Here is a 6,569-nt window from a genome sequence, read left to right as displayed (position 1 = left end):
GCTGTTTGCATGCATCGTCTCATCCTCCGCTCGCCAATCGCCGCGCCTTTCCCCGGAAGCGGGGTGGGCGGCGAGCCGCGACCGGAAAGGCCCGCCGTGGTAGGCGGACCGCATCCGAAGGACCGGAACGAAGAGGAGGACCCTGAGCGGCACGCGAAGGGTTGCGGGCTGCCGCGGCGGGCCTAGAAGGGAGTGCCGCCCACCCCGCGCCACCGGGAAAGGCCAACAGACAAACCGCGCCGCCCGCAAGGGCGGCGGCCGTTGTTCGGTCGACGCCAGCCTCATGGGCCAGCGCTTCTTACGACAATTTCTTTTTTGGCGATGCCTATGCAGATTGCGGGCAAAGACCTCTCGTATTTCCATGCACGAGAAGGTCGAGGATTTCACCACGGAGGATTATCTACAAAATCAGAGACAACAAAGGGGAGCGGCTGCACGGCACCACTTTCGCGAGGGCAATTCCGCTGATCCGTGAACTCAAGGACGTAAATCGTGAAGTTTGACACCCAAACAAAGTGCGACGCACCTATAGGTCACGAGAGCGACGCATTTCTGCCAGAAGCTCGCAAGGATCGATATCGAGAGCCTCGGTGACGTCGAGAAACTCAATTACGTCCAGCCGACGTTCACCACCCTCGTACTTGGCCACGAAGGATTGTGGGCGGCCCAGCATATCAGCAACCTGGGTCTGGGTGACCCCTTTGGTTTTGCGCACCGCAATCAGCCGTTGTAGCAGCCGCCGCTGGCGAGCTGATCGAAGGGATTTCGACATCAGACGAACCGGCCAAGAAGGAACCGGCTCATGGACTAATCCCAGTTTCGGATTATCCCATTTTAGGATATTGTGCAGTTAAAGGTGGACGGGGGATAATTCATACAGCGAGACATGAAATGGAAGACAGATTGCTCCAACCTGCTGTTGCCGACGAGGTCCCCTGGGCGGAGAGCCTGACCGCTTATGACAATGAGCACTTCAGGATCTATCTGAGACTCATAGACGCATGCGCCGGCAATGCCAGCGAAGAAGAGATGGCGCAGGCGATATTGGGCATTGATTCAGTGCGAGAGCCAGCTCGCGCCCAAAAGGCGGTTCGCAGCCATCTCGCGCGCGCCCACTGGCTGGTGATCGCGGGGTACAAAGAGCTGTTCGCTAGCCAAGAGGCCTGAGGGTGACGATCGCTATAGAAGAAACCGCTTATACCCGCCGTTCATAAGCGAGCGCCCGCGTCTGACTGCACGGCGGACGCTGTCGCGAAGATGGTCACCGGGGTCGGTCAGTCCTGGTCGACGCGGGCTCTGCCGAAGAGGGCAAGGCCGATTTCGCGGTGTGGTGCGCCAGCGATGGAGCCGTCGAGCGCACGCAACACTCGGCGCAACCGCGAGCAACGGGGCTCGGTCGGAAAGAATCCTGGTTGCAGCCTGCCGGTCGAACGGAGGCTGTTCAGACATTCCAGCGCGTTCAGGCGTTGCTTCAGTTCCTCTGGCGACCAGAGGGCGGAGGATGTCAAACGCACAGGTTGGAGGATGCTGACGCCTGAAGCAGCCAACTGGAAGCTCCTGCCATTGTCCTCGACAAGGAGGTGCTGATGCCCATCCCGCGTGACGAGTATGGAGATGCGGCAGGAGAGCACGGCGAGATCGAGCACGTCGACCCCGCGCGGCCGCGCCGCCATTTCGGCAGCAACCGGCAAAACATGCGGACATTGCCAAGGGCACCAAAAGACGCCCGCATCAGTTTCGATAGAGCTTGCAAAACAGAAGGCCCCACGGCGAAAGATCGACAGTGTTCGACGGCAGCATGATGATGTCCACGTACCGGCTTTCGCACGTTCGGCGTGGCGCAACGCGTTCGTCAGATGGTTCTGGAAGTCCAGATTGCGCCTGAGGAATTCCCAGGCCCAGCCCTGGCTGGTCAGCTGCTCGACATAGCCATAGGCATCATCATCTTGCCAGTCCGGCCACGCAGGGCCAAGTCTCGTCTCGTTCATTGCACCATTTCCGAGGAAGATTGGATCCCGAAGCTCAGGCGATCTTCATGACCGGCGCCACAGCACCGGGCCTTTGAAGCCGCCATTGCGATGGAGGGCTTGCAAGCTCTCGGTAGAGACGTTGAGATGTCCGCCAACGGCGCGCGTGTTGCCGATTGTCTGCGGATCGGACAACCGTTCGAGTGGCCAGCCAGCGCGACGCAGGATCCGCTCTACACGCAGATCCGTCACGGTGACGATGCTGCGCAGACCGCGTGACAACCCAAACTCGACCATCCCGGCAAACAGCTCGTAGGTGCCAATAGCGATGCCCGCCTGTTTCGGCGCGGCAGGCGGAAGATCAAGCGCAAAACGGCTGCTTTCCCAAACCCGTGGATCTTCCGGCGCCGAACGGTCTCCAAGCAGAGTGGAGAAGCTGTCACGCAACATCGTCGGTCCGGTGGTCGGCAACAGGCGCACACAGCCGTCGATGCGCCCGGTCGGCGCCCGCAGCAAGAGATAGTGGGGGCGCAGCGCATCAAAGGATCGATCTCGTAGCCACCGCTGACCGAAACGTCCCAATCAAGTCGATCCCTGAAGACGCGATGGCGCAAGCGGTGCATCTGGGTGAGCTCGTCGACGAACTCGGCGTAGCAATCCGGCGTGATCAACTGCATCATGACGGCCTTCTCCCTCGCATGGATAATGCTTGCGATTGAAGGCAAAGGCCGGAGTTGATACAACCTGTGCATGTGCACAGGTTAGGGAGGTCAAGTGACGTCCGATGGCCTGGATAGTGCCAGCCGAACGGCTGCCTGAATAGTTGTCGGCGCGCCAAGCTTCTTCCTGGCGTTGTCACGATGATAGGCCGCGGTGCGCTCACTGATCCCCAGGATGCGGCCGATCTCCCACGCCGTCTTGCCGCGAGCCGCCCACTTCAGACACTCGATTTCCCTTCGGGATAGGGCAACGCCATCCACTATCCTGGCGTCAGTCAGCTTACGACGGGCATGGAAATGGAAGAAGATCGCGATGAGCTCGAGCGCGCGTTCATATCGATCGATCACGCGGAAGAACAGTGGTTGCCTTTCATCGGAGGCGAAGGTCAGTGCTGCAAACAGACCGCCAATGTCATGGATCGGGATCGTAAAACCGCAGTGAATGCCGAATTGCGTCGCCTCATCCATCAATTGTCGCTGCTGCGTCGACAGTTTGAGATCAGCGCCGTGCGCATCCCAGCTGAATGGTTCCTGAGTACCACGCGCCTGATGGATCACCGGGTCCATCTTTTCGTACTGACTGTGAAGGTAGTGAGATGTCCAGGGTTGAGGATAGGTGGAAATCAGGCGCACCTTGCGGCCGTTGCCAGGCGAAGGGAAAAGATAGGCAAAAGACGGCAAATCGAGCGAAGAGGCAATCTCGCCCAGAGCGTTGCGCAGATCCGTCGCGTCGGCGCTGTCTGCGATTTGCTCTACAAATCTATGAAAAACGTCTTGCATAGCTAAACTGCAGTGAGTTCGCCCACGGCTTCGGGCCCACATATCGGAGCCCAGACGGGTCGACCAAAGCGCAGCCATTCAGCTAAAGGGCCCGGCCGGAGACTGAGCTCCGTGCCGGGCCGGTGCGCCTTGGGAGGGCGATATGTGCTTCAACGGCGCTCTTATTGACACCGAGACCTCATTCCAGTTCGTCTGTTAGCAGGTGACAGTTGTCCTCATTGGGTTTGCACTTCATTGCGGTCGGGGTGTTTGTTTGCGGGCTGTTGAGACTGTCTCCGTGGAGGAGCTCAGCCTCACGATGAATTGCGGTCTGTGTTCTTGCAGCAGCCCTACGTCACCGTCTCGGAAGGAAAGGCGGTACTGTGTTTTTCGAGATTGGCGTCGCATTTTCAGCATCGGTTCGCACACCGCCATGCAAGTTGCCTTTAAAAGCGAAGAGCGTGGCTTTGCGCGCGCCAGGTCATGACGCCACAGGGCTGCCGGACGTGATATCCCGGTCGATTCCGAGTGGGAGGCGTCATCCGGTACGTTCAGATCATATCGCGCCCTCCGCCCTCAGCGCGCGATAGGTCGTATCGACTGATTTCGCGGTCGCGTCGACGATGATGTCGATCTCTTTTCGGGTAATGATCAGAGGTGGGGCAAAGCCGAGGATGTCGCCATGCGGCATCGCGCGCCCTATGACGCCATTTTCAAACAGAGCAGCGGCGGCGCGCACGCCGACCTGAAGCCCGGGTTCAAATGGTACCCGGCCCTTCGGATCCCGCATCAGCTCCACGGCGGATAGAATGCCGACGCCCCGAACCTCGCCAACAATGGGATGTCGCTCCAGTTCGGCTTTCATGCAGGCTTGCCAATACGGTCCGACGTCCCGAACATGTTCCAGGATATTTCTTTCCTTTAGCAATTTGATATTAGCAAGCGCGGCCGCCGCGCAAAGCGTGTGACCAGAATATGTCCAGCCATGGCCGAGTGGCCCGTGCTTTTCCGTCCCTTGTTCCAAAACTGACCAGACCCGGTCACCGATAATCGAACCGGAGATAGGCAGGTAGGCGGAACTCAAGCCCTTGGCGATCGTTACGAAATCCGGGCGCATGCCATAGAGGTGGGAACCGAATTTCTCACCGGTTCGCGCGAAACCGCAGACCACCTCATCGGCAATAAGAAGGATATCGTACTTGTCAAGCACGCCTTGAATCGCAGCCCAGTATCCCTTGGGGGGCGGAACGATACCCCCGGTCCCAAGTACCGGCTCTCCAATGAAGGCTGCAACCGTCTCCGGGCCTTCAGCGAGGATAAGGCCTTCAAGTTCGTTGGCACAGCGCCTGGAGAACGCTTCCTCATTTTCGCCGTCGTGCGCCTGGCGATAGTAATGTGGCGTCGTCGTATGGCGCACCAAATTCAAAGGCAGGTCGAAGAAATCGTGAAAGAAAGCAAGGCCTGTCAGGCTACCTGTAACCAGCCCTGACCCGTGATACCCGCGATTGCGCGAGATGATCTTCTTCTTTTCAGGGCGGCCGAGAATGTTGTTGTAATACCAGACCAGCTTGATGTTGGTTTCATTGGCGTCGGAGCCGGAGAGGCCGAAAAAGACCCTTCGCATGTTCTGACCGAAATATTCGACCACGGCCTCTGCCAAGAGAGCGACTGGCTCGGTTCCTTGGCTCGCATAGACATGGGCGAACGGCAGCTCGTGCGCTTGCCGGGCGATGGCCTCGGCAATCTCCGTGCAGCCATATCCCATATTGACGCAGTAAAGCCCTCCGAAACCGTCAAGGCTCTTTCGGCCGTCCGTATCCCAAATGTACACGCCTTCTGCACCGGCCATGATCCGGTTTGGCGTCTCGCCGCGGCTGTGCTTGGCCAAGTGTGTAGACGGATGAAAGACGAAGCTTCGATCCTTCTCCCGAAGTTGCTCGGTTCCCAGATTGCTCAAGCGCATCGTCCCTCTCCTCGCGATCTGTCGGCTGAGAACACTCGGCCCGCCGCCTTTGTAGCCATTAGCATACCGGCAAACACCTCTCGAGTTTCGCTGAAATGCACCTCCTCAGCCGACGAATTCGCGGAATCGCTACCGATCGCCGTGGAAACCATGGCGCCGAGAGTTTATCGTAGCCTTAGTGTGGACAAGGGGATCGGTGAATTGGTTTTCACTGGTTTCGTCACGACGAGGCTGTAGTATTGATCAATACCCAAGCTTGCCTGCAGCAGTCCCTCCATGAAATCCTGATACGCAGCCATGGAAGGAGATGAAACGCGCATCAGATAGTCGATCCGCCCCCCGATAGCCCAGCAGTCCAGGATTTCCGGAATCTCCTGGATCGCAGTCTCGAAGTGTCGTTGATCCTCGAGACGATGGCGATCCAGAACCACCTCCACCATTATAGAGATAATGCCCCCGATGAGGGCTGGACTGAGTCGCGCGTAGAACCCCTCGATGATCCCTGCGGCTTGGAGCACACGGAGCCGCTCCGAACAGGCCGAAGCCGAAAGGTGAACACGCTTTGCGAGCTCGCTTTTCGAAATCCGACCATCTGACTGGATCTCTGAGAGAATCCGGATATCCCAAGCGTCTAGTCGCACAGGATCGGGTTTCGACTTCATGACCTTTTGCTCTCAAGCGGTGGTCGACAGCGCAATTAGTACCAACCAATTCTATCATTAATTGAAGCGGGCGAATGTAGTGGGCGTCATCGTCCTCGGCCTGCAACGCTTCACTGCGAGGTTGTCAAGTCAGGGGACTGAGAGCGATCCAAACAGAAACGCTTTAGAACAGTTGGGGTATTGCCCCTGCCCCCAACCGGGCGATGACGCATTTGGAAAGGAGTGATCGCCTGTCGGCGGCGGCCTCTTCGTAAATGAATACCGCATCTTTTTGGTATCTCCGGTGCTTGACCCGATTGGTACCCCTAGACAGCACCCTGAGCGTCCATCGACGGCAGGTCGATGCAGTCTTAATACTGAGTGTTTGGCATCGAGAGCGACTTGAAAGCCTTTCTTGTCTGGCTCCCGAGGAGCTGAACCACAAATGGCCGCTCGTGTTGCCGCTACGGCCCAGAGTCCGGCCCGGCCCGATGTCGCGACATTGAGTCTGGCCGGATTC

Annotated in this window: 6 protein-coding genes and 1 pseudogene; 1 reads left to right on the top strand and 6 read right to left on the bottom strand. The window is 58.3% G+C overall.

Annotated elements, in window-relative coordinates; translation table 11 throughout:
* Nucleotides 1-526: 526 nt before the first annotated feature.
* Entirely contained in the window at nt 527-772 is a 246-nt protein-coding gene (locus X773_RS73000) for a helix-turn-helix transcriptional regulator (protein ID WP_023680849.1), read from the bottom strand.
* Nucleotides 773-891: 119 nt separating this feature from the next.
* Here X773_RS73000 and X773_RS72995 point away from each other — a divergent pair, with 119 nt between their 5' ends.
* Entirely contained in the window at nt 892-1,167 is a 276-nt protein-coding gene (locus tag X773_RS72995) for a DUF2285 domain-containing protein (protein ID WP_023680848.1), read from the top strand.
* Nucleotides 1,168-1,274: 107 nt separating this feature from the next.
* Here X773_RS72995 and X773_RS72990 read toward each other — a convergent pair whose 3' ends face one another.
* The 5 genes and pseudogenes from X773_RS72990 to X773_RS72970 all read right to left on the bottom strand — a co-directional run bounded on the left by X773_RS72990 (nt 1,275) and on the right by X773_RS72970 (nt 6,070).
* Nucleotides 1,275-1,988 (bottom strand): DUF2285 domain-containing protein, encoded by a 714-nt coding sequence (locus tag X773_RS72990; protein ID WP_023680847.1) that lies wholly within the window; start codon nt 1,986-1,988, stop codon nt 1,275-1,277.
* A 45-nt stretch (nt 1,989-2,033) separates the two neighbouring features.
* A pseudogene (locus X773_RS72985) lies at nt 2,034-2,647 on the bottom strand (acyl-homoserine-lactone synthase).
* Nucleotides 2,648-2,737: 90 nt separating this feature from the next.
* On the bottom strand, nt 2,738-3,466 hold the full coding sequence (locus tag X773_RS72980; RefSeq protein WP_023680845.1) for a LuxR family transcriptional regulator: 729 nt from the start codon (nt 3,464-3,466) through the stop codon (nt 2,738-2,740).
* Nucleotides 3,467-4,001: 535 nt separating this feature from the next.
* On the bottom strand, nt 4,002-5,408 hold the full coding sequence (locus tag X773_RS72975; RefSeq protein WP_031213417.1) for an aminotransferase: 1,407 nt from the start codon (nt 5,406-5,408) through the stop codon (nt 4,002-4,004).
* A 164-nt stretch (nt 5,409-5,572) separates the two neighbouring features.
* Nucleotides 5,573-6,070, bottom strand: a complete 498-nt coding sequence (locus tag X773_RS72970; RefSeq protein ID WP_023680843.1) for an Lrp/AsnC family transcriptional regulator — start codon at nt 6,068-6,070, stop codon at nt 5,573-5,575.
* Between the last annotated feature and the right edge of the window lie 499 nt (nt 6,071-6,569).

This window comes from Mesorhizobium sp. LSJC280B00, from assembly GCF_000502835.1.
Lineage (GTDB): Bacteria > Pseudomonadota > Alphaproteobacteria > Rhizobiales > Rhizobiaceae > Mesorhizobium.
Note: the sequence above shows the minus strand (reverse complement) of the source record. Positions and strands in the feature narration are given on the sequence as shown.

What these genes read in the sequence shown, in the direction of transcription:
- X773_RS73000 (WP_023680849.1), bottom strand. Translation starts at nt 772, where the DNA reads ATGTCGAAATCCCTTCGATCAGCTCGCCAGCGGCGGCTGCTACAACGG.
- X773_RS72990 (WP_023680847.1), bottom strand. Translation starts at nt 1,988, where the DNA reads ATGAACGAGACGAGACTTGGCCCTGCGTGGCCGGACTGGCAAGATGAT.
- X773_RS72995 (WP_023680848.1), top strand. Translation starts at nt 892, where the DNA reads ATGGAAGACAGATTGCTCCAACCTGCTGTTGCCGACGAGGTCCCCTGG.
- X773_RS72970 (WP_023680843.1), bottom strand. Translation starts at nt 6,070, where the DNA reads ATGAAGTCGAAACCCGATCCTGTGCGACTAGACGCTTGGGATATCCGG.
- X773_RS72975 (WP_031213417.1), bottom strand. Translation starts at nt 5,408, where the DNA reads ATGCGCTTGAGCAATCTGGGAACCGAGCAACTTCGGGAGAAGGATCGA.
- X773_RS72980 (WP_023680845.1), bottom strand. Translation starts at nt 3,466, where the DNA reads ATGCAAGACGTTTTTCATAGATTTGTAGAGCAAATCGCAGACAGCGCC.